General features: G+C 36.9%; 14 protein-coding genes, 1 tRNA gene and 4 rRNA genes. 17 read left to right on the top strand and 2 right to left on the bottom strand.

Going from position 1 to position 22,028, the window contains the following annotated elements:
• The first annotated feature begins 45 nt into the window (after positions 1 to 45).
• The 5 genes from rrf (LPC11_RS11250) to rrf (LPC11_RS11230) all read left to right on the top strand — a co-directional run bounded on the left by rrf (LPC11_RS11250) (position 46) and on the right by rrf (LPC11_RS11230) (position 5,386).
• Positions 46 to 160: ribosomal RNA gene (rrf, locus tag LPC11_RS11250) — 5S ribosomal RNA — on the top strand.
• Positions 161 to 388: 228 nt separating this feature from the next.
• Positions 389 to 1,941 (top strand): 16S ribosomal RNA (locus LPC11_RS11245).
• 95 nt (positions 1,942 to 2,036) lie between these two features.
• Positions 2,037 to 2,113 (top strand) — tRNA-Ile (locus LPC11_RS11240).
• Between the two features lie 166 nt (positions 2,114 to 2,279).
• Positions 2,280 to 5,201, top strand: a 23S ribosomal RNA gene (locus tag LPC11_RS11235).
• A gap of 70 nt (positions 5,202 to 5,271) precedes the next feature.
• A 5S ribosomal RNA gene (rrf, locus tag LPC11_RS11230) occupies positions 5,272 to 5,386 on the top strand.
• Together the 16S, 23S and 5S rRNA genes with 1 tRNA gene alongside form the textbook arrangement of a ribosomal RNA operon.
• A 430-nt stretch (positions 5,387 to 5,816) precedes the next feature.
• Here the strand turns inward: rrf (LPC11_RS11230) and pdxR are convergent.
• A complete protein-coding gene (gene pdxR / locus LPC11_RS11225; protein WP_023374626.1) occupies positions 5,817 to 7,205 on the bottom strand; it encodes a MocR-like pyridoxine biosynthesis transcription factor PdxR in 1,389 nt (462 codons plus the stop codon).
• Between the two features lie 96 nt (positions 7,206 to 7,301).
• On the opposite strand from pdxR, the gene pdxS reads away from it, so the two are divergent.
• Both pdxS and pdxT read left to right on the top strand, forming a co-directional pair.
• Entirely contained in the window at positions 7,302 to 8,189 is an 888-nt protein-coding gene (pdxS, locus tag LPC11_RS11220; RefSeq protein ID WP_002451194.1) for a pyridoxal 5'-phosphate synthase lyase subunit PdxS, read from the top strand.
• Positions 8,190 to 8,192: 3 nt separating this feature from the next.
• Entirely contained in the window at positions 8,193 to 8,750 is a 558-nt protein-coding gene (gene pdxT / locus LPC11_RS11215; RefSeq protein ID WP_023374628.1) for a pyridoxal 5'-phosphate synthase glutaminase subunit PdxT, read from the top strand.
• Positions 8,751 to 8,806: 56 nt separating this feature from the next.
• Here the strand turns inward: pdxT and LPC11_RS11210 are convergent, their stop codons facing one another.
• Positions 8,807 to 10,021, bottom strand: a complete 1,215-nt coding sequence (locus LPC11_RS11210) for a NupC/NupG family nucleoside CNT transporter (protein ID WP_023374629.1) — start codon at positions 10,019 to 10,021, stop codon at positions 8,807 to 8,809.
• A 155-nt stretch (positions 10,022 to 10,176) separates the two neighbouring features.
• Here LPC11_RS11210 and LPC11_RS11205 point away from each other — a divergent pair, with 155 nt between their 5' ends.
• The 10 genes from LPC11_RS11205 to LPC11_RS11160 all read left to right on the top strand — a co-directional run bounded on the left by LPC11_RS11205 (position 10,177) and on the right by LPC11_RS11160 (position 22,024).
• Positions 10,177 to 10,638 (top strand): CtsR family transcriptional regulator, encoded by a 462-nt coding sequence (locus tag LPC11_RS11205; protein ID WP_002451197.1) that lies wholly within the window; start codon positions 10,177 to 10,179, stop codon positions 10,636 to 10,638.
• Between the two features lie 20 nt (positions 10,639 to 10,658).
• Complete coding sequence (locus LPC11_RS11200) at positions 10,659 to 11,216, top strand: UvrB/UvrC motif-containing protein (RefSeq protein WP_023374630.1); 558 nt, start codon at positions 10,659 to 10,661, stop codon at positions 11,214 to 11,216.
• Positions 11,209 to 12,213, top strand: coding sequence for a protein arginine kinase (locus tag LPC11_RS11195; RefSeq protein ID WP_023374631.1), 1,005 nt, complete (start codon positions 11,209 to 11,211; stop codon positions 12,211 to 12,213). Before LPC11_RS11200 ends, LPC11_RS11195 begins: the two co-directional genes overlap by 8 nt.
• 15 nt (positions 12,214 to 12,228) lie before the next feature.
• Positions 12,229 to 14,682 carry an ATP-dependent Clp protease ATP-binding subunit gene (locus tag LPC11_RS11190; RefSeq protein WP_002465575.1) on the top strand — a complete coding sequence of 818 codons (2,454 nt, stop codon included), beginning with the start codon at positions 12,229 to 12,231 and terminating at the stop codon, positions 14,680 to 14,682.
• A 341-nt stretch (positions 14,683 to 15,023) separates the two neighbouring features.
• Entirely contained in the window at positions 15,024 to 16,388 is a 1,365-nt protein-coding gene (radA, locus tag LPC11_RS11185) for a DNA repair protein RadA (RefSeq protein WP_002465557.1), read from the top strand.
• 26 nt (positions 16,389 to 16,414) lie between these two features.
• Entirely contained in the window at positions 16,415 to 17,488 is a 1,074-nt protein-coding gene (locus LPC11_RS11180) for a PIN/TRAM domain-containing protein (RefSeq protein ID WP_231307273.1), read from the top strand.
• Positions 17,489 to 17,773: 285 nt separating this feature from the next.
• Positions 17,774 to 19,228: a glutamate--tRNA ligase gene (gene gltX, locus LPC11_RS11175; RefSeq protein ID WP_023374634.1), complete on the top strand. Its 1,455-nt coding sequence runs from the start codon at positions 17,774 to 17,776 to the stop codon at positions 19,226 to 19,228.
• A gap of 391 nt (positions 19,229 to 19,619) precedes the next feature.
• Entirely contained in the window at positions 19,620 to 20,249 is a 630-nt protein-coding gene (cysE, locus tag LPC11_RS11170; RefSeq protein WP_171001928.1) for a serine O-acetyltransferase, read from the top strand.
• On the top strand, positions 20,233 to 21,633 hold the full coding sequence (gene cysS / locus LPC11_RS11165; RefSeq protein WP_023374636.1) for a cysteine--tRNA ligase: 1,401 nt from the start codon (positions 20,233 to 20,235) through the stop codon (positions 21,631 to 21,633). Before cysE ends, cysS begins: the two co-directional genes overlap by 17 nt.
• A 1-nt stretch (position 21,634) precedes the next feature.
• Positions 21,635 to 22,024 carry a Mini-ribonuclease 3 gene (locus tag LPC11_RS11160; RefSeq protein WP_023374637.1) on the top strand — a complete coding sequence of 130 codons (390 nt, stop codon included), beginning with the start codon at positions 21,635 to 21,637 and terminating at the stop codon, positions 22,022 to 22,024.
• Positions 22,025 to 22,028: the final 4 nt, after the last annotated feature.

The raw sequence follows: 22,028 nt of genomic DNA, 5'->3' as shown, positions 1-22,028 counted from the left end.
ATTTTACTTACTATCTAGTTTTGAATGTATAATACATTCCATTTGTCTGGTGACAATGGCAAGGAGGTCACACCTGTTCCCATGCCGAACACAGAAGTTAAGCTCCTTAGCGCCGATGGTAGTCGGACTAACGTTCCGCTAGAGTAGGACGTTGCCAGGCAATACCTATAATTTGGCCGTGAGGTCATTTTTTTGTGAGGTATATACGGTAAAAATTATTTATAAAAAGTTATTGACTTTCGAGTTGATAAGGCGTATAATTAATTATTGTCGGTAAAAGAAATGAACATTGAAAACTGAATGACAATATGTCAACGTTAATTCCAATAATGTAACGAAAGTTACAACAATTAATTTAGTTTTATGAGCTAATCAAACATCATAATTTTTTATGGAGAGTTTGATCCTGGCTCAGGATGAACGCTGGCGGCGTGCCTAATACATGCAAGTCGAGCGAACAGATAAGGAGCTTGCTCCTTTGACGTTAGCGGCGGACGGGTGAGTAACACGTGGATAACCTACCTATAAGACTGGGATAACTTCGGGAAACCGGAGCTAATACCGGATAACATATTGAACCGCATGGTTCAATAGTGAAAGGCGGCTTTGCTGTCACTTATAGATGGATCCGCGCCGTATTAGCTAGTTGGTAAGGTGACGGCTTACCAAGGCAACGATACGTAGCCGACCTGAGAGGGTGATCGGCCACACTGGAACTGAGACACGGTCCAGACTCCTACGGGAGGCAGCAGTAGGGAATCTTCCGCAATGGGCGAAAGCCTGACGGAGCAACGCCGCGTGAGTGATGAAGGTCTTCGGATCGTAAAACTCTGTTATCAGGGAAGAACAAATGTGTAAGTAACTGTGCACATCTTGACGGTACCTGATCAGAAAGCCACGGCTAACTACGTGCCAGCAGCCGCGGTAATACGTAGGTGGCAAGCGTTATCCGGAATTATTGGGCGTAAAGCGCGCGTAGGCGGTTTTTTAAGTCTGATGTGAAAGCCCACGGCTCAACCGTGGAGGGTCATTGGAAACTGGAAAACTTGAGTGCAGAAGAGGAAAGTGGAATTCCATGTGTAGCGGTGAAATGCGCAGAGATATGGAGGAACACCAGTGGCGAAGGCGACTTTCTGGTCTGTAACTGACGCTGATGTGCGAAAGCGTGGGGATCAAACAGGATTAGATACCCTGGTAGTCCACGCCGTAAACGATGAGTGCTAAGTGTTAGGGGGTTTCCGCCCCTTAGTGCTGCAGCTAACGCATTAAGCACTCCGCCTGGGGAGTACGACCGCAAGGTTGAAACTCAAAGGAATTGACGGGGACCCGCACAAGCGGTGGAGCATGTGGTTTAATTCGAAGCAACGCGAAGAACCTTACCAAATCTTGACATCCTTTGACCGCTCTAGAGATAGAGTCTTCCCCTTCGGGGGACAAAGTGACAGGTGGTGCATGGTTGTCGTCAGCTCGTGTCGTGAGATGTTGGGTTAAGTCCCGCAACGAGCGCAACCCTTAAGCTTAGTTGCCATCATTAAGTTGGGCACTCTAAGTTGACTGCCGGTGACAAACCGGAGGAAGGTGGGGATGACGTCAAATCATCATGCCCCTTATGATTTGGGCTACACACGTGCTACAATGGACAATACAAAGGGCAGCTAAACCGCGAGGTCAAGCAAATCCCATAAAGTTGTTCTCAGTTCGGATTGTAGTCTGCAACTCGACTACATGAAGCTGGAATCGCTAGTAATCGTAGATCAGCATGCTACGGTGAATACGTTCCCGGGTCTTGTACACACCGCCCGTCACACCACGAGAGTTTGTAACACCCGAAGCCGGTGGAGTAACCATTTATGGAGCTAGCCGTCGAAGGTGGGACAAATGATTGGGGTGAAGTCGTAACAAGGTAGCCGTATCGGAAGGTGCGGCTGGATCACCTCCTTTCTAAGGATATATTCGGAACATCTTCGTAGAAGATGAAGGAATAACATTGACATATTGTATTCAGTTTTGAATGTTTATATAACATTCAACGTGATGGGCCTATAGCTCAGCTGGTTAGAGCGCACGCCTGATAAGCGTGAGGTCGGTGGTTCGAGTCCACTTAGGCCCACCATTCATTTATTTGTACATTGAAAACTAGATAAGTAAGTAAAATAGATTTTACCAAGCAAAACCGAGTGAATTAGAGTTTTAAAGCTTGAATTCATAAGAAATAATCGCTAGTGTTCGAAAGAACACTCACAAGATTAATAACGCGTTTCCTGTAGGATGGAAACATAGATTAAGTTATTAAGGGCGCACGGTGGATGCCTTGGCACTAGAAGCCGATGAAGGACGTTACTAACGACGATATGCTTTGGGGAGCTGTAAGTAAGCGTTGATCCAGAGATTTCCGAATGGGGAAACCCAGCATGAGTTATGTCATGTTATCGATATGTGAATACATAGCATATCAGAAGGCAGACCCGGAGAACTGAAACATCTTAGTACCCGGAGGAAGAGAAAGAAAAATCGATTCCCTGAGTAGCGGCGAGCGAAACGGGAAGAGCCCAAACCAACAAGCTTGCTTGTTGGGGTTGTAGGACACTCTATACGGAGTTACAAAAGTATATATTAGACGAATCATCTGGAAAGTTGAATCAAAGAAGGTAATAATCCTGTAGTCGAAAATATATACTCTCTTGAGTGGATCCTGAGTACGACGGAGCACGTGAAATTCCGTCGGAATCTGGGAGGACCATCTCCTAAGGCTAAATACTCTCTAGTGACCGATAGTGAACCAGTACCGTGAGGGAAAGGTGAAAAGTACCCCGGAAGGGGAGTGAAAGAGAACTTGAAACCGTGTGCTTACAAGTAGTCAGAGCCCGTTAATGGGTGATGGCGTGCCTTTTGTAGAATGAACCGGCGAGTTACGATTTGATGCAAGGTTAAGCAGCTAATGTGGAGCCGTAGCGAAAGCGAGTCTGAATAGGGCGTTTAGTATTTGGTCGTAGACCCGAAACCAGGTGATCTACCCTTGGTCAGGTTGAAGTTCAGGTAACACTGAATGGAGGACCGAACCGACTTACGTTGAAAAGTGAGCGGATGAACTGAGGGTAGCGGAGAAATTCCAATCGAACTTGGAGATAGCTGGTTCTCTCCGAAATAGCTTTAGGGCTAGCCTCAAGTGATGATTATTGGAGGTAGAGCACTGTTTGGACGAGGGGCCCTTCTCGGGTTACCGAATTCAGACAAACTCCGAATGCCAATCAATTTAACTTGGGAGTCAGAACATGGGTGATAAGGTCCGTGTTCGAAAGGGAAACAGCCCAGACCACCAGCTAAGGTCCCAAAATATATGTTAAGTGGAAAAGGATGTGGCGTTGCCCAGACAACTAGGATGTTGGCTTAGAAGCAGCCATCATTTAAAGAGTGCGTAATAGCTCACTAGTCGAGTGACACTGCGCCGAAAATGTACCGGGGCTAAACATATTACCGAAGCTGTGGATTGTCCGTAGGACAATGGTAGGAGAGCGTTCTAAGGGCGTCGAAGCATGATCGCAAGGACATGTGGAGCGCTTAGAAGTGAGAATGCCGGTGTGAGTAGCGAAAGACGGGTGAGAATCCCGTCCACCGATTGACTAAGGTTTCCAGAGGAAGGCTCGTCCGCTCTGGGTTAGTCGGGTCCTAAGCTGAGGCCGACAGGCGTAGGCGATGGATAACAGGTTGATATTCCTGTACCACCTAGTATCGTTTTAATCGATGGGGGGACGCAGTAGGATAGGCGAAGCGTGCTATTGGATTGCACGTCCAAGCAGTAAGACTGAGTGTTAGGCAAATCCGGCACTCATAAGGTCAAGCTGTGATGGGGAGAGGAAATTGTTTCCTCGAGTCGTTGATTTCACACTGCCAAGAAAAGCCTCTAGATAGATAACAGGTGCCCGTACCGCAAACCGACACAGGTAGTCAAGATGAGAATTCTAAGGTGAGCGAGCGAACTCTCGTTAAGGAACTCGGCAAAATGACCCCGTAACTTCGGGAGAAGGGGTGCTCTTTAGGGTTAACGCCCAGAAGAGCCGCAGTGAATAGGCCCAAGCGACTGTTTATCAAAAACACAGGTCTCTGCTAAACCGTAAGGTGATGTATAGGGGCTGACGCCTGCCCGGTGCTGGAAGGTTAAGAGGAGTAGTTAGCTTCTGCGAAGCTACGAATCGAAGCCCCAGTAAACGGCGGCCGTAACTATAACGGTCCTAAGGTAGCGAAATTCCTTGTCGGGTAAGTTCCGACCCGCACGAAAGGCGTAACGATTTGGGCACTGTCTCAACGAGAGACTCGGTGAAATCATAGTACCTGTGAAGATGCAGGTTACCCGCGACAGGACGGAAAGACCCCGTGGAGCTTTACTGTAGCCTGATATTGAAATTCGGCACAGCTTGTACAGGATAGGTAGGAGCCTTTGAAACGTGAGCGCTAGCTTACGTGGAGGCATTGGTGGGATACTACCCTAGCTGTGTTGGCTTTCTAACCCGCACCACTTATCGTGGTGGGAGACAGTGTCAGGTGGGCAGTTTGACTGGGGCGGTCGCCTCCTAAAAGGTAACGGAGGCGCTCAAAGGTTCCCTCAGAATGGTTGGAAATCATTCATAGAGTGTAAAGGCATAAGGGAGCTTGACTGCGAGACTTACAAGTCGAGCAGGGTCGAAAGACGGACTTAGTGATCCGGTGGTTCCGCATGGAAGGGCCATCGCTCAACGGATAAAAGCTACCCCGGGGATAACAGGCTTATCTCCCCCAAGAGTTCACATCGACGGGGAGGTTTGGCACCTCGATGTCGGCTCATCGCATCCTGGGGCTGTAGTCGGTCCCAAGGGTTGGGCTGTTCGCCCATTAAAGCGGTACGCGAGCTGGGTTCAGAACGTCGTGAGACAGTTCGGTCCCTATCCGTCGTGGGCGTAGGAAATTTGAGAGGAGCTGTCCTTAGTACGAGAGGACCGGGATGGACATACCTCTGGTGTACCAGTTGTCGTGCCAACGGCATAGCTGGGTAGCTATGTATGGACGGGATAAGTGCTGAAAGCATCTAAGCATGAAGCCCCCCTCAAGATGAGATTTCCCAACTTCGGTTATAAGATCCCTCAAAGATGATGAGGTTAATAGGTTCGAGGTGGAAGCGTGGTGACACGTGGAGCTGACGAATACTAATCGATCGAAGACTTAATCAAAATTTATGTTTTGCGACGCAAAATCATTTTACTTACTATCTAGTTTTGAATGTATAATACATTCCATTTGTCTGGTGACAATGGCAAGGAGGTCACACCTGTTCCCATGCCGAACACAGAAGTTAAGCTCCTTAGCGCCGATGGTAGTCGGACTAACGTTCCGCTAGAGTAGGACGTTGCCAGGCAAATAAAAGGATGCGATGAGCCGCATTGAGACCGCAAGGTCTCTTTTTTTATGCTTAAAAATAAGAAAGTCAACGCAGAGCAAATGCGTTTAGACGATGAATTGAAGAATGAGCGCAACGAGCTTAGTCGAGCTAAGTGAGTAAGTGAGAGATGAAAATGAAGAAGTATAAGCGCATTTCTCTCAAGTTGAAAAAGGTCCTTAGCGCCGAAGGTAGCAGACTAACGTTCCGCTAGAGTAGGACGTTGCCAGGCAAATAAAAGGATGCGATGAGCCGCATTGAGACCGCAAGGTCTCTTTTTTTATTCCTAAAAATAAAAAAGTCAGTTTTTCCATTTATCTTTAATTATATTTCTCAAGTTAATTATGAATACAATAGACTAGCGTCAATTGCATAAGTAACACTAACTTTTTAAAAATAAAAAGAAGTGTTACTTTATAATTAACGAATTGATGAGTGCTTCTGTATGAGAAGTTAATAGGTTTTTAGGAATACCACCGAAACCTATAATGAATTTTGGAGGAGTCGAACTTGTGTTTTCTTCAAATTCATATGGATATAATTTCAGTGAATGTTCTTTAGCGCGTTGTAAGCATTCTTCCATATTTAATCCGTTTAAAACAGTTAGAGTAAAATGCATGCCTGTGAGTGCACCGTCAACTTTCAATTGATTTTCGTATGGTGACAAAGCATTTAAAATAAATTGCAATTTTTCTTTGTAAATTTTTCTCATTTTATTTAAATGACGCTCAAAACTACCACTACTCATAAATTGTGCAATCATTCTTTGGATATGAACTGGAGCTGTATTGCCTTCTTTATAATGATAATGATGATATTGTTCGAGCAATTTTGGTGGTAATACAATATATGCAATTCTGCAACTCGGATAAATGGATTTAGAAAAGGTACTTAAATAAATGACTTTATCTTGAGAATCGAGATTTTGCAATGCAGGGATAGGTTTACCAAAATATCTAAATTCTGAATCATAATCATCTTCGATAATGTATCTATTATCTTGCTGTTGAGCCCAATTGATGAGTTGGGTTCTTTTTTTTAGATTCATGACATGGCCAGTAGGAAACTGGTGTGAAGGTGTGATATAAATAATATTATGTTTTGATGATAAAATAGGATGAGTTTGTATTCCATTTTTCTCCACTGGGACTTGTACATAGTTGAATTTCTTTTTATCTAATACTTGTTTAATCGGAGGATAACTAGGTTTTTCTATAGCAAATGATGCATCTTCAAGTATGTCAGTCAACATATTTAATAATTGTTCTGTTGAAGAACCTATTATGATTTGATCTGGATGAGAGGTTACTCCTCTACTATTGAATAAGTAGTGTGCAATTTGTTGTCTTAATTCAAATTCCCCTTGGTTATCTCCTCTTTGTAACAGTTCAAACTGATTATCTTCAAAAACTTCTTTTGCATATTTTCTAAATAAATGTGAGGGAAAATGTTCTGCATCGATTTCTGATAAGTTGAAAGAATAAGTGTAATTTGTTTTCTCTTCATCTGTATTGTCATCATTATTGATGTATTTAATTGTTGGCATAACATATTGCTTGGGAAGTACAGGTAATGATTCGATATCGGATACGTAATAGCCCGATCTTGGTTTAGAGTATATGAAGCCTTCATCCAATAACAATTGATATGCATGTTCAATAGTTGTTTGACTTAAAGATAAATGTTCACTTAATTGACGTTTTGAAGGGAATCTGTCGTTTGACTGATATTGACCTTCTATAATTTGCTTTTTTAATTTTTCGTACAAATCAATGTACAGTGATTGTGTATCTCTCATTCATCTGACCTCTTTTATAATGAATAAATTGAACCTTTTTAAATATCAGTTTATCCTTTACAATAAATTTAATCAAGAAGTAAAGGGGTAGAATTTATGTCTAAAATAGTTGGATCTGAAAGAGTTAAACGAGGAATGGCTGAAATGCAAAAAGGCGGCGTTATTATGGACGTTGTTAATGCAGAACAAGCTAAAATTGCGGAAGAAGCTGGTGCTGTTGCAGTTATGGCATTAGAAAGAGTACCTTCTGATATCAGAGCAGCTGGTGGCGTTGCACGTAGTGCTAATCCTAAAATTGTTGAAGAGGTAATGAATGCTGTATCTATTCCAGTAATGGCTAAAGCAAGAATTGGTCATATTACAGAAGCTCGTGTATTAGAAGCAATGGGTGTGGATTATATTGATGAATCAGAAGTATTAACGCCTGCTGATGAAGAGTATCATTTACGTAAAGATCAATTCACCGTACCTTTTGTATGTGGTTGTCGTAATTTAGGTGAAGCTGCTCGTCGTATTGGCGAAGGTGCTGCTATGTTAAGAACTAAAGGCGAACCAGGAACAGGTAACATTGTCGAAGCTGTAAGACATATGAGAAGAGTTAATGCTGAAGTTAGTCGTTTGACTGTAATGAATGATGATGAAATTATGACTTTCGCTAAAGATATTGGAGCGCCATATGAAGTTTTAAAACAAATTAAAGATAATGGTAGATTACCAGTTGTTAACTTTGCGGCAGGTGGCGTTGCAACACCTCAAGATGCTGCTTTAATGATGGAATTAGGTGCAGATGGTGTATTTGTTGGATCAGGTATTTTCAAATCTGAAGATCCAGAAAAATTTGCTAAAGCTATTGTGCAAGCTACAACACACTATCAAGATTATGAACTAATTGGTAAATTAGCTGCAGAATTAGGAACTGCTATGAAAGGGTTAGATATTAATCAAATTTCATTAGAAGAACGTATGCAAGAGCGTGGTTGGTAATATATGAAAATAGGTGTATTAGCGCTTCAAGGTGCAGTTCGTGAACATATTCGTCATATAGAATTAAGTGGCCATGAAGGTATCCCAATTAAAAAAGTAGAACAATTAGATGATATCGATGGTTTAATCTTACCTGGTGGCGAATCAACAACATTAAGAAGGTTAATGGATTTATATGGTTTTAAAGAAAAGCTACAGCAATCAGATTTACCTATGTTTGGTACTTGTGCAGGTTTAATCGTATTAGCTAGTGATGTTGAAGGTGAAGAAGGCTATTTAAATAAATTAGATATTACAGTTGAACGTAATTCGTTTGGTAGGCAAGTCGATAGCTTTGAATCTGAATTAGATATCAAAGGTATAGCTAAGGATATAGAAGGTGTTTTTATTAGAGCACCTCATATTGCGAAAGTAGCTGATAATGTTGAAACATTAAGTAAAGTTGGCGATAAAATCGTTGCTGTTAAACAAGGTAAATATTTAGGTGTATCATTTCATCCAGAATTAACAGATGATTATCGTGTAACTGACTATTTTATTAACCATATGATTCAAAAATAAAAATAAGGCAATGTATGATTGAGTTTAAATACTCGTTCATACATTGCCTTTGTTCATTAGATAAAGAATCCAGCAATTGCTGCTGAAATAAATGATACTAATGTCGCACCGAATAATAATTTTAATCCGAATCTTGCAACAACGTCACCTTTTTTATCATTTAATGATTTAATAGCGCCAGAAATAATACCAATAGAACTAAAGTTAGCAAATGATACTAAGAATACTGAAGTAACACCTTTAGCGTGTTCTGAAATGCCATTTAACTTACCTAGTGCCTGCATTGCAACGAATTCATTTGATAATAATTTAGTTGCCATAACAGAACCTGATTGTACTGCGTCGTTCCATGGAACACCTGCTAAGAATGCAAATGGAGCAAATACAAATCCAATTAAAGTTTGGAAGTCCCATTTGATTGCGCCATGTGAAAGCAAACTGAAAGTACCGCTTACTAAGCCATTTAGTAACGCGATGATTGCGATGTATCCAATAAGCATCGCACCTACGATTACTGCCACTTTAAATCCATCTAAAATATACTCCCCAAGCATTTCAAAGAAAGATTGATTTTTCGTTTCACTTTCGGCAACTAATAATTTATCATCTTCTTCATTAACTTTATAAGGGTTAATGATTGAAGCGATAATGAAACCACCAAATAAGTTTAATACGACAGCTGTAACAACGTATTTCGGTTCAATTAATGTGAAATAAGCACCTATAATTGAAGCAGATACAGTAGACATTGCAGATGCTGTTAAAGTATACAAACGTTGTTTAGGTATATAAGGAAGTTGTTGTTTTAAAGAAATAAACACTTCAGATTGACCTAAAATTGCTGCAGCTACTGCATTGTATGATTCCAAACGGCCCATACCATTGATTTTTGAAATAAGGAAACCTAATACGTTAATTATAAATGGTAAAATTTTAGTGTATTGTAGAATCCCAATTAATGCTGAAATAAATACAATTGGTAATAAAACGTTAAAGAAAAATGGTGGATTTTTAGGATCTACGTATTTAAAACCACCGAAAACGAAGTTAACGCCTTCTGCTGCTTTAGATAGCAAATAACCAAAACCATTAGCAATACCACCAATGACTGTAATACCAATGTTTGTTTTTAATAAAATGAAGGCGAAAATTAATTGGATGACTAATAATAATCCAACATATTGCCAACGAATATTCTTTCTATCTGAACTAAATAAGTACGCGAGTGCTAAGAAGAAAATAATTCCAATAATCCCAATGAGAATGTGCATGTTTTTTCATTCCTTTAATTTATTCTATTGTCTATCATACAATAAAAAATAAGCGCTAACATCATAAATTTTAAAAATTTAAAATCAAATTAATTGAAAATGGTCAAAGTTGGTCATATAATATAGTCAAAGAAGGTCAAAAAGAGGTGATAATCATGCATAATATGTCCGACATCATAGAACAGTACATTAAACATTTATTTGAAGAAACCAATGAAGATGTGGTGGAAATTCAAAGAGCAAATATTGCTCAACGTTTTGACTGCGTCCCTTCTCAATTAAACTATGTGATTAAAACTAGATTTACAAATGAGCATGGTTACGAAATAGAAAGTAAACGTGGTGGTGGTGGATACATCCGAATCACGAAAATTGAAAACAAAGATGAAACAGGTTATATTAATCATTTACTTCAATTAATAGGTCCTTCAATATCCCAACAACAAGCACTTTATTTAATAGATGGCTTGTTAGATAAAGGGCTTGTGAATGAAAGAGAAGCAAAAATGATTATTGCTGCTATTGATCGAGAAACGTTAAAAATGGATATAGTATCTCGAGATATTATTAGAGCAAATATTCTTAAAAGAATTTTACCTGTTATAAATTATTATTAGAAGAATTGAGGTGTTGCTTTTTGCTTTGTGAAAATTGCCATTTAAATGAAGCTGAAGTTAAATTAACTGTTAAAAGTAAAGATGGTATGCAAGAAAAATGGGTTTGTAGTACTTGTGCGCAAGGTGATAACCCATGGACACACCAAGAGCAATCATCCTATCATCATCAAGATGATATAGAAGAAGCGTTTGTTGTAAAACAAATATTACAACATTTAGCAACTAAACATGGTATTAATTTTCAAGAAATGGCATTTCAGGAAGAAAAAAGATGTCCAACTTGTCATATGACGTTAAAAGACATTGCACATGTAGGCAAATTTGGTTGTTCCAATTGCTATGCCACATTTAAGGATGACATCTTAGACATAGTAAGACGTGTGCAAGGCGGTCAATATGAACATGTTGGAAAGGTACCTCAATCTTCTTATCATAAGCTTGCACTTAAAAAGAAAATCGAAGAGAAAAAGCAATATTTACAACAATTAATAGATGAACAAGATTTCGAACAGGCAGCTATTGTTCGAGACGAAATCAAATCGCTACGTGAAGAGGGCGAGGTGAAACATGATGAGTGACTTAGAACCTAACATTAGTGAGTGGATGAAAACGACTAAAGAAGCACCAGTGGTCATTTCTTCAAGAATTCGCCTAGCAAGAAACCTTGAAAATCATGTTCACCCACTCATGTTTCCTACAGAACAAGATGGATTTAGAGTAATAAATGAAGTGCAAGATGCATTGCCTAACATGACTTTAAAAAGACTAGATATGATGGACCAACAAAATAAAATGAAATTGGTAGCTAAACATTTGGTAAGTCCAGAGTTGATCAAACAACCAGCATCGGCCGTTCTATTAAATGATGATGAATCTATCAGCGTCATGATTAATGAAGAAGATCATATTAGAATTCAAGCGCTTGGTACAGATTTATCATTAGAAAGATTGTATAAAGAAGCGTCGGCGCTAGATGATGAAATCGACCAACAACTTGATATTAGTTATGATGAACATTTAGGGTATTTAACTACATGTCCGACTAATATCGGAACTGGTATGAGAGCAAGTGTGATGTTGCATTTACCAGGTCTTTCTATCATGAAAAGAATGTCAGGTATAGCACAGACTATTAACCGATTTGGTTTTACCATTCGAGGAATATATGGTGAAGGGTCACAAGTCTATGGCCACATTTACCAGGTTTCAAACCAATTAACATTGGGGAAAACAGAAGAAGAAATCATAGAGAATTTAACAGAAGTAATCAATCAAATTATAAATGAAGAACTTCAAATCCGATCAAGATTAGATAAACATAAACATTTAGAAACATTAGATAGAGTCTATCGTTCATTAGGAATATTGCAAAATAGCAGACTTATCTCTATGGAAGAAGCATCTTATCGATTGAGTGAAGTTAAATTAGGCATAGATTTAAATTATATCGAACTTGATAATTTTAAATTCAATGAACTGATGGTTGGTATTCAAACACCATTTTTATTTGATGAAGAAGATGAAACACCAGTCAATGAAAAGAGAGCGAATGTTTTAAGAGAACATATAAAATAGGAGGTAACAAATCATATGCTATTTGGTAGATTAACTGAACGTGCGCAAAGAGTATTAGCTCATGCACAAGAAGAAGCAATTCGATTGAACCATTCAAATATTGGAACAGAACATCTTTTATTAGGTCTAATGAAAGAACCTGAAGGCATCGCAGCAAAAGTATTAGAAAGTTTTAATATTACAGAGGATAAAGTTATTGAAGAAGTTGAAAAACTTATCGGTCATGGTCAAGCACCTATGGCAACATTACACTATACACCTAGAGCTAAAAAAGTGATTGAATTATCAATGGACGAAGCACGTAAACTACATCATAATTTTGTAGGAACAGAACATATTTTACTTGGTTTAATCCGTGAAAATGAAGGTGTAGCGGCGCGTGTATTTGCTAACCTTGATTTAAATATTACAAAAGCACGTGCACAAGTAGTTAAAGCATTAGGTAGTCCAGAAATGAGTAATAAAAATGCTCAAGCAAATAAATCTAATAACACACCAACATTAGATAGTTTAGCACGTGATTTAACAATTATTGCTAAAGATGGCACACTAGATCCAGTTGTGGGTCGAGACAAAGAAATTACACGAGTTATAGAAGTATTAAGTCGTCGTACTAAAAATAATCCTGTATTAATTGGTGAGCCAGGTGTAGGTAAAACAGCCATTGCAGAAGGCTTAGCTCAAGCAATAGTAAATAATGAAGTACCAGAAACACTAAAAAACAAGCGTGTTATGTCACTAGATATGGGTACTGTTGTAGCTGGTACGAAATACCGTGGTGAGTTTGAAGAACGATTGAAAAAAGTAATGGAAGAAATTCATCAAGCTGGTAATGTGATTCTATTTATTGATGAATTGCATACATTAGTAGGTGCAGGTGGTGCAGAAGGTGCGATAGATGCTTCAAATATCTTAAAACCAGCATTAGCTCGTGGCGAATTACAATGTATTGGTGCAACAACGTTAGACGAATATCGTAAAAACATTGAAAAAGATGCTGCGTTAGAGCGTCGTTTCCAACCTATTCAAGTTGATGAGCCTACAGTTGAAGACACTGTATCAATTTTAAAAGGACTTCGTGATCGCTATGAAGCCCATCATCGTATCAATATTTCAGATGAAGCTTTAGAAGCGGCTGCTAAATTAAGTCATCGCTATGTGTCAGATCGATTCTTACCAGACAAAGCTATTGACCTTATCGATGAAGCAAGTTCAAAAGTAAGATTGAAAAGCCATACAACACCTAATAATTTAAAAGAAATTGAACAACAAATTGAAAAAGTGAAAAATGAAAAAGATGCAGCTGTCCATGCACAGGAATTTGAAAATGCTGCTAATCTAAGAGATAAACAAACGAAATTAGAAAAGCAATACGAAGAAGCCAAAAATGAATGGAAAAACTCACAAGATGGTGTAAGTACATCATTATCAGAAGAAGATATTGCTGAGGTTATTGCAGGTTGGACAGGTATCCCATTAACTAGAATTAATGAAACAGAATCAGATCGTTTACTAAATCTTGAAGATACACTACATGATAGAGTTATTGGTCAAAAAGATGCCGTTACATCTATCAGTAAAGCTGTTAGACGTGCAAGAGCAGGCTTAAAAGATCCTAAACGTCCAATTGGTAGCTTTATATTCTTAGGACCTACAGGTGTAGGTAAAACGGAATTAGCTCGTGCTTTAGCAGAATCAATGTTTGGCGAGGACGATGCTATGATTAGGGTTGATATGAGTGAGTTTATGGAAAAACATGCTGTCAGTCGTTTAGTCGGTGCCCCTCCAGGCTATGTTGGACACGATGATGGCGGTCAATTAACTGAAAAAGTAAGACGTAAACCATATTCAGTCATCTTATTTGATGAAATCGAAAAAGCACATCCAGATGTATTTAATATACTTTTACAAGTTTTAGATGATGGTCATTTAACAGATACAAAAGGACGTCAAGTTGATTTCCGAAATACAGTTATCATTATGACATCAAATGTTGGTGCCCAAGAATTACAAGATCAACGTTTTGCTGGTTTTGGTGGTGCCGATGATGGTCAAGACTATGAATCTATACGTAAAACAATGATGAAAGAACTTAAAAATGCTTTCCGTCCTGAGTTCTTAAACCGTGTGGATGATATTATTGTCTTCCATAAATTATCAAAAGAAGAACTTAAAGAAATCGTCACTATGATGGTGAATAAATTAACATTGCGTTTATCAGAACAAAATATTAATATCAAAGTTACTGAAAAAGCCAAAGAAAAAATTGCGGAAGAAGGATATGATCCAGAATATGGTGCAAGACCATTGATTCGTGCAATTCAAAAAACAGTTGAAGACAATCTAAGTGAGTTAATCTTAGACGGAAATCAATTGGAAGGTAAAGAAGTAACAGTAGACCATGATGGCGAAGAATTTAAATATGACATTCAAGATAGAAAAGAAGATAAAGCATCTACTGAAGCGTAAATGATTATAAAGTTAATCATACAATAAGAGGTGGGAACCGAAATGTTCCTACCTCTTTATTTATATTTCAATAACCATTATTCTAATAGTTCCAATGATTCCTAAATTGAGTTGTGACATAATAGAATATAACGTTGTTGAATTATTATTAATATCCGATAATTAAAGAAAAGCATTAATTAATAAAAAATAAAATTTACATATTAAGACGAAAAAATGACTTTATCGTATTGAATTATGAATACTTTTAAAAAATTAATTAAAGCATTAACATTTAATTTGTCATTATGAAATTGTCAGTTTAAAATAGATTTGTTCTTAAATATAACGGAGGTGCGAAATTGGCCAAGAAAAAGATAATATTTGAATGTATGGCATGTGGCTATCAATCTCCAAAATGGATGGGGAAGTGTCCTAATTGTGGTGCATGGAACCAGATGGAAGAAATAGTAGAAAAAGCCGCCAATCCTAAACATGGTGTTAAATCTAAAGAAACAGCAGGGAAAGTACAAACATTAGATAGTATCAAAAATGAATCTACACCACGTGTTCTTACGGAATCTAAAGAATTTAACCGTGTACTTGGTGGAGGAATAGTTAATGGATCATTAGTATTAATAGGCGGGGATCCAGGTATTGGTAAATCCACGTTACTATTACAAATTTGTGCCTCACTCTCACAATCTAAAAATGTCTTATATATAACAGGTGAGGAATCAATTAATCAAACAAAATTACGTGCAGATCGTTTGGAAGAAGACTCGAGTAAATTACAAGTATTAGCTGAAACGGATTTAGAAGTCATCTATCAAACAGTTAAAGACATTAATCCGGACTTACTAGTAGTTGACTCTATTCAAACAATATATCATCCAGAAATTAGCTCTGCACCAGGATCTGTGTCACAGGTTAGAGAAAGCACGCAAAGCTTAATGAATATAGCTAAACAAATGAACATAGCTACATTTATTGTCGGGCATGTGACAAAAGAAGGACAAATTGCAGGACCTAGATTACTTGAACACATGGTAGATACTGTATTGTACTTTGAAGGCGATGAACACCATGCTTATCGAATACTACGAGCAGTAAAAAACCGTTTTGGTTCGACTAATGAGATGGGAATATTTGAAATGAAACAAAGTGGTCTTAAAGGTGTGCTAAATCCTTCAGAGATGTTTTTAGAAGAACGTTCAACTAATGTGCCAGGTTCAACAATTGTTTCAACTATGGAAGGTACAAGACCACTACTTATTGAAGTGCAGGCGCTTGTAACACCGACAACATTTAATAATCCGCGTCGTATGGCTACCGGTATCGATCATAATCGTTTAAGCTTATTAATGGCTGTTTTAGAGAAAAAAGAAAATTATCTATTACAACAACAAGATGCTTATATTAAGGTTGCTGGTGGCGTGAAATTAACTGAACCTGCAGTTGATTTAAGTATCATTGTAGCTACAGCTTCAAGCTTTAAAGACAAAGCTGTAGACGGATTAGACTGCTTTATTGGCGAGGTTGGTCTAACAGGAGAAGTAAGACGTGTAGCTAGAATAGAACAACGTGTTCAAGAAGCAGCAAAGTTAGGGTTTAAGAGAGTTATTATTCCTCAAACTAATATAGGTGGTTGGACTTTCCCGGAAGATATAAAAGTAGTAGGTGTTTCATCAGTACATGAAGCATTAAAATACGCATTTAATTCATAAGTGATTTGAAGGAGAGGGGGTAAAAAATGAATCCATTAAGATTAATGGTTGTAGACATTTATATGATTATAGGTGCTACTTTAGGAATTATTATTATTCCTGAAGTTGTAAATGATTTAGGGTTTAGTCAATATCCTATTTTGACGAATTACTATATAGATGGACTCATTGGTATTATTGTATTTTTTATTATTTTTGGTTTCTTTATCAAACAAATTACATTTGCTTTTAAAGAGCTAGAACATACAATTATGAAACGTAGCGCTGTAGAAATATTATTTGCTACAATTGGCTTAATTATTGGACTACTCATCTCTGTAATGATTTCATTTATTTTAGAATTGATAGGAAATTCAGTTTTAAATCATTTTATTCCGATTATTATTACAATGATTTTATGTTATTTTGGTTTCCAATTTGGCCTGAAAAAGAGAGACGAGATGTTAATGTTTTTGCCAGAAAACATCTCACGTTCAATGTCACAACATTCGTTTAAGGCAATCCCTAAAATCATCGATACAAGTGCCATCATTGACGGAAGAGTTATAGATATTATGAAATGTGGATTTATGGACGGAGAAGTGCTTATTCCACAAGGTGTGATTAATGAATTACAAGTAATTGCTGATGCTAATGATAGTGTTAAACGTGAAAAAGGACAAAGAGGTTTAGATAAACTTAATCAAATATATGATTTAGATTATCCAACACGTGTTATTCACCCAACAAAATCGCATAGTGATATAGATACTTTGTTGATTAAATTAGCAAAACAGTACCACGCACACATTATTACAACAGATTTTAATCTTAATAAAGTTTGTCATGTACATGGAATAAGTGCGTTAAACGTTAATGATCTATCAGAAGCTATTAAACCTAATGTTCACCAAGGAGACCATTTAAATATCTTATTGACTAAAATGGGAAAAGAGCCAGGACAAGGTGTCGGTTATTTAGACGATGGTACTATGGTTGTTGTTGATAATGCTAAGAAATTGATAGGACAGCATGTCGATTTAGAAGTTATTAGTTTATTGCAAACGTCATCAGGACGTATTGTCTTTGCTAAAAACTTAAATGAAATAACAGAAGAATGATTATTGAATATAGCAAACCAGTTTCATGTGAAACGAGTTGAAAACTTAGTGGTATGAATACACGAAAAATGAATGCTAGTAACTTATCAAAGTAGCGTAGAAGTGCTACAATTGTTTCTGACACAATTTGTATTATCAATGATTCATTTTCGGTAGATAGAAATAAATTTTATCATAGAGACTTAATCATAGATAATCTTTCGTTACATATTCAATAAGGAAAGTTGAATAGATATTGTTACAAATTAAAAATATCAATAATTAAAAACTACAGGAGTGGATAAAATGAGTGAACGCGTAAGAGTAAGATACGCACCAAGTCCAACAGGATACTTGCATATCGGTAATGCACGTACAGCTTTGTTTAACTATTTATTTGCTAAACACTATGGTGGCGATTTTGTAGTACGTATTGAAGATACTGATAGCAAACGTAATTTAGAAGATGGCGAATCTTCACAATTCGATAACTTAAAATGGTTAGGACTAGAATGGGACGAATCAGTTGATAAAGATAAAGGCTATGGACCATATCGTCAATCTGAACGTGCAGATATCTATAACCCATTGATTAAGCAATTATTAGAAGAAGATAAAGCTTATAAATGTTATATGACTGAAGAAGAATTAGAAGCAGAACGTGAAGCTCAAATAGCGCGTGGAGAAATGCCAAGATACGGTGGTCAACACGCTCATTTAACAGAAGAGCAACGTCAACAATTCGAAGCGGAAGGTCGTCAACCATCCATTAGATTCCGTGTACCTAAAGATAAAACATATACTTTTAACGATATGGTTAAAGGTGAAATTTCATTTGATTCAAATAATATGGGCGACTGGGTTATCGTGAAAAAAGATGGTGTGCCAACATATAACTTTGCAGTAGCTATTGATGACCATTACATGGAAATCAGTGATGTTATTCGCGGTGATGACCATGTTTCAAATACGCCAAAACAATTAATGATTTATGAAGCATTTGGATGGGAAGCACCTAGATTTGCTCATATGTCACTTATTGTTAATGAAGAACGCAAGAAACTAAGTAAACGTGATGGTCAAATTTTACAATTCATCGAGCAATATCGTGATTTAGGTTATTTACCAGAAGCGTTATTTAACTTTATTACATTATTAGGTTGGTCACCTGAAGGCAAAGAAGAAATTTATTCTAAAGAAGAATTTATTAAAATCTTTGATGAAAAACGTTTATCTAAATCACCTGCATTCTTTGATAAACAAAAATTAGCATGGGTTAATAACCAATATATGAAACAAAAAGATACTGAAACAGTATTTGAATTAGCACTACCACATTTAATTAAAGCTAACTTAATCCCAGAAAAACCTTCTGAAGAAGATTTAGATTGGGGACGTAAACTTGTAGCTTTATACCAAAAAGAAATGAGTTATGCTGGAGAAATCGTACCACTTTCAGAAATGTTCTTTAATGATATGCCTGAATTTGGAGAAGAAGAAAAAGAAGTAATCAATGGTGAACAAGTGCCAGAACTAATGACACATTTATACGGCAAATTAGAAGCACTTGAACCTTTCGAAGCAGCGGAAATTAAAAAATCAATTAAAGAAGTACAAAAAGAAACTGGCATTAAAGGTAAACAATTATTTATGCCAATTCGTGTTGCAGTTACAGGACAAATGCATGGTCCTGAATTACCAAATACAATTGAAGTGCTTGGTAAAGACAAAGTATTATCACGATTGAAAAAATATATTTAAGTATATAGAGAAAATCAAAAAGTTGAAATTCACACTTGAAAAATTACAATTTAACACATAATATTGAAAGTAATAAATGAATTAAAACAAAGGATTAGTAATTAAATAGTACATGATGCAGAGAGTGTGCGGTAGCTGCGAGCACAACATGGAAATTAATGAATGCACCTTTGATTGTTAAATTATATATGGATTAAATGAGAGTAAATCTATGTGATATAAACCTGTGAAATGATTTATTTACAATAATTTACTGAACGAAGAGTGGAACCGTGCTTATGCGCCTCTAACAATAGATGTTAGAGGTGCATTTTTATTTTTATTCAAATATAAAAATTAAAGAAATAATATTAGTTGTAAAGCTAAGGGGGAGAATGTTTTGTTAAGAAGAATGAGAGACGATATAAAAATGGTGTTTGAACAGGATCCAGCGGCGCGCTCAACTATTGAAGTTGTTACAACATATGCAGGATTACATGCTGTATGGAGTCATTTGATCGCACATAAATTATATAATAATCAACGTTATGTAGCTGCTAGAGCTATTTCACAAATATCTAGATTTTTTACAGGTATTGAAATTCATCCTGGGGCTAAAATTGGTAAGCGTTTATTTATTGACCATGGTATGGGCGTAGTTATTGGTGAAACATGCACGATTGGAGATAACGTAACGATATATCAAGGTGTAACTTTAGGTGGGACTGGTAAAGAAAAAGGTAAAAGGCATCCAGATATCGGTGATAATGTCCTTATCGCAGCTGGGTCAAAGGTTTTAGGTAATATTCAAATTAGTTCTAACGTAAATATAGGTGCGAATTCAGTAGTGCTACAATCAGTGCCAAGTTATTCTACAGTTGTAGGTATACCAGGCCATATTGTAAAACAAGATGGTAAACGTATTGGTAAAACATTCGATCATCGTAATTTACCTGATCCATTGTATGAACAAATTAAACACTTAGAAAGACAACTTGAAAAAACAAGAAACGGAGAGATTCAAGATGATTACATTATATAATACGTTAACACGTCAAAAAGAAACATTTGAACCAATAGAACCAGGTAAGGTGAAAATGTACGTTTGTGGTCCAACCGTTTATAACTATATCCATATTGGTAATGCCAGACCGGCGATAAATTATGACGTTGTACGTAGATATTTTGAATATAAAGGTTATGAAGTGACATATGTATCTAACTTTACAGATGTCGACGATAAATTAATCAAACGTTCAAAAGAATTAAACGAAAGTGTGCCTGAAATTGCAGATAAATATATTAAGGCATTCTATGAAGATGTAGGTGCACTAAATGTTAAAAAAGCAACATCAAATCCGAGAGTTATGAATCATATGGATGAGATTATTGATTTTATCAAAAAATTAGTAGATGAAGGATATGCATATGAAAGTAATGGGGATGTCTATTTTAGAACACGTCAATTTAAAGACTATGGTAAGTTAAGTCATCAATCAATTGATGATTTAAAAGTAGGTGCACGTATCGAAGCTGGCGATCAGAAGGAAGATGCACTTGATTTCACTTTATGGAAAAAGGCTAAGCCAGGTGAAATTAGTTGGGAAAGTCCATTTGGAGAAGGTCGTCCAGGTTGGCATATAGAATGTTCAGTAATGGCGTTTCATGAACTTGGGCCAACTATTGATATTCATGCAGGTGGATCAGATTTACAATTCCCTCATCACGAAAATGAAATTGCACAATCTGAAGCACATAACCATGCCCCATTTGCCAACTATTGGATGCACAATGGCTTTATCAATATTGATAATGAAAAAATGAGTAAGTCATTAGGCAACTTTATTTTAGTACATGATATTATCAAAGAAATTGACCCAGACGTATTACGATTCTTTATGATTAGTGTTCATTATCGTAGCCCAATCAACTATAATTTAGAACTAGTGAGTGCTGCTAAAAGCGGACTTGAACGTATTAGAAATAGCTATCAACTTATCGAAGAAAGAGAAGCTATTGCGACAAATATTGATAATCAAGAAGAATATATCAATCAAATTGATCAAATATTAGAGAACTTTGAAACAGTAATGGATGATGATTTTAATACCGCTAATGCGGTAACAGCTTGGTATGATTTAGCCAAATTAGCGAATAGATATGTTTTAGAAAATGTAACATCTACTAAAGTAATTGCCAAATTCAAAGAAGTATATCAAATATTCAGTGACGTCTTAGGTGTTCCACTAAAAGGCAACCAACAAGATGATTTATTGGATGAAGATATTGAGAAATTGATAGAAGAGCGAAATGAAGCCCGCAAAAATAAAGACTTCGCACGTGCTGATGAAATTAGAGACCATTTAAAAGAGCAAAATATTATTTTAGAAGATACCCCTCAAGGTGTTAGATTTAAACGTGGATAATATGAATATTAAATTACTGAACCCGTTAACATTAGCTTATATGGGAGATGCCGTTTTAGATCAGCATGTTCGACAATATATCGTACTCAAATTGCGAAGTAAACCCAATCGATTACATCAAATGTCTAAGTTATATGTCTCAGCTAAAAGCCAAGCACAGACACTTGAAACACTTATTGAGGAAGCATGGTTTACTGAAGAAGAAATGGATATATTAAAGAGAGGGCGCAATGCTAAAAGTTATACTAAAGCTAAAAACACAGACGTTCAAACGTATCGTAAAAGTTCTGCATTAGAAGCGGTAATTGGCTTTTTGTATCTAGAACATAGAGAAGAACGATTGAAGGTATTACTAGATAAAATCATAGAAATAGTTAACGAGAGGTCGTGAGTAC

The sequence above is a fragment of the Staphylococcus sp. HL28 genome (assembly GCF_021117155.1).
Classification (GTDB): domain Bacteria; phylum Bacillota; class Bacilli; order Staphylococcales; family Staphylococcaceae; genus Staphylococcus; species Staphylococcus warneri.
Note: the sequence above shows the minus strand (reverse complement) of the source record. Positions and strands in the feature narration are given on the sequence as shown.

Coding starts and splice junctions, on each gene's coding strand:
- pdxR (WP_023374626.1), bottom strand. CDS start 7,205: ATGAGAGATACACAATCACTGTACATTGATTTGTACGAAAAATTAAAA.
- pdxS (WP_002451194.1), top strand. CDS start 7,302: ATGTCTAAAATAGTTGGATCTGAAAGAGTTAAACGAGGAATGGCTGAA.
- LPC11_RS11210 (WP_023374629.1), bottom strand. CDS start 10,021: ATGCACATTCTCATTGGGATTATTGGAATTATTTTCTTCTTAGCACTC.
- LPC11_RS11195 (WP_023374631.1), top strand. CDS start 11,209: ATGAGTGACTTAGAACCTAACATTAGTGAGTGGATGAAAACGACTAAA.
- cysE (WP_171001928.1), top strand. CDS start 19,620: ATGAGAGACGATATAAAAATGGTGTTTGAACAGGATCCAGCGGCGCGC.
- LPC11_RS11160 (WP_023374637.1), top strand. CDS start 21,635: ATGAATATTAAATTACTGAACCCGTTAACATTAGCTTATATGGGAGAT.
- LPC11_RS11190 (WP_002465575.1), top strand. CDS start 12,229: ATGCTATTTGGTAGATTAACTGAACGTGCGCAAAGAGTATTAGCTCAT.
- LPC11_RS11180 (WP_231307273.1), top strand. CDS start 16,415: ATGAATCCATTAAGATTAATGGTTGTAGACATTTATATGATTATAGGT.
- cysS (WP_023374636.1), top strand. CDS start 20,233: ATGATTACATTATATAATACGTTAACACGTCAAAAAGAAACATTTGAA.
- pdxT (WP_023374628.1), top strand. CDS start 8,193: ATGAAAATAGGTGTATTAGCGCTTCAAGGTGCAGTTCGTGAACATATT.
- gltX (WP_023374634.1), top strand. CDS start 17,774: ATGAGTGAACGCGTAAGAGTAAGATACGCACCAAGTCCAACAGGATAC.
- LPC11_RS11205 (WP_002451197.1), top strand. CDS start 10,177: ATGCATAATATGTCCGACATCATAGAACAGTACATTAAACATTTATTT.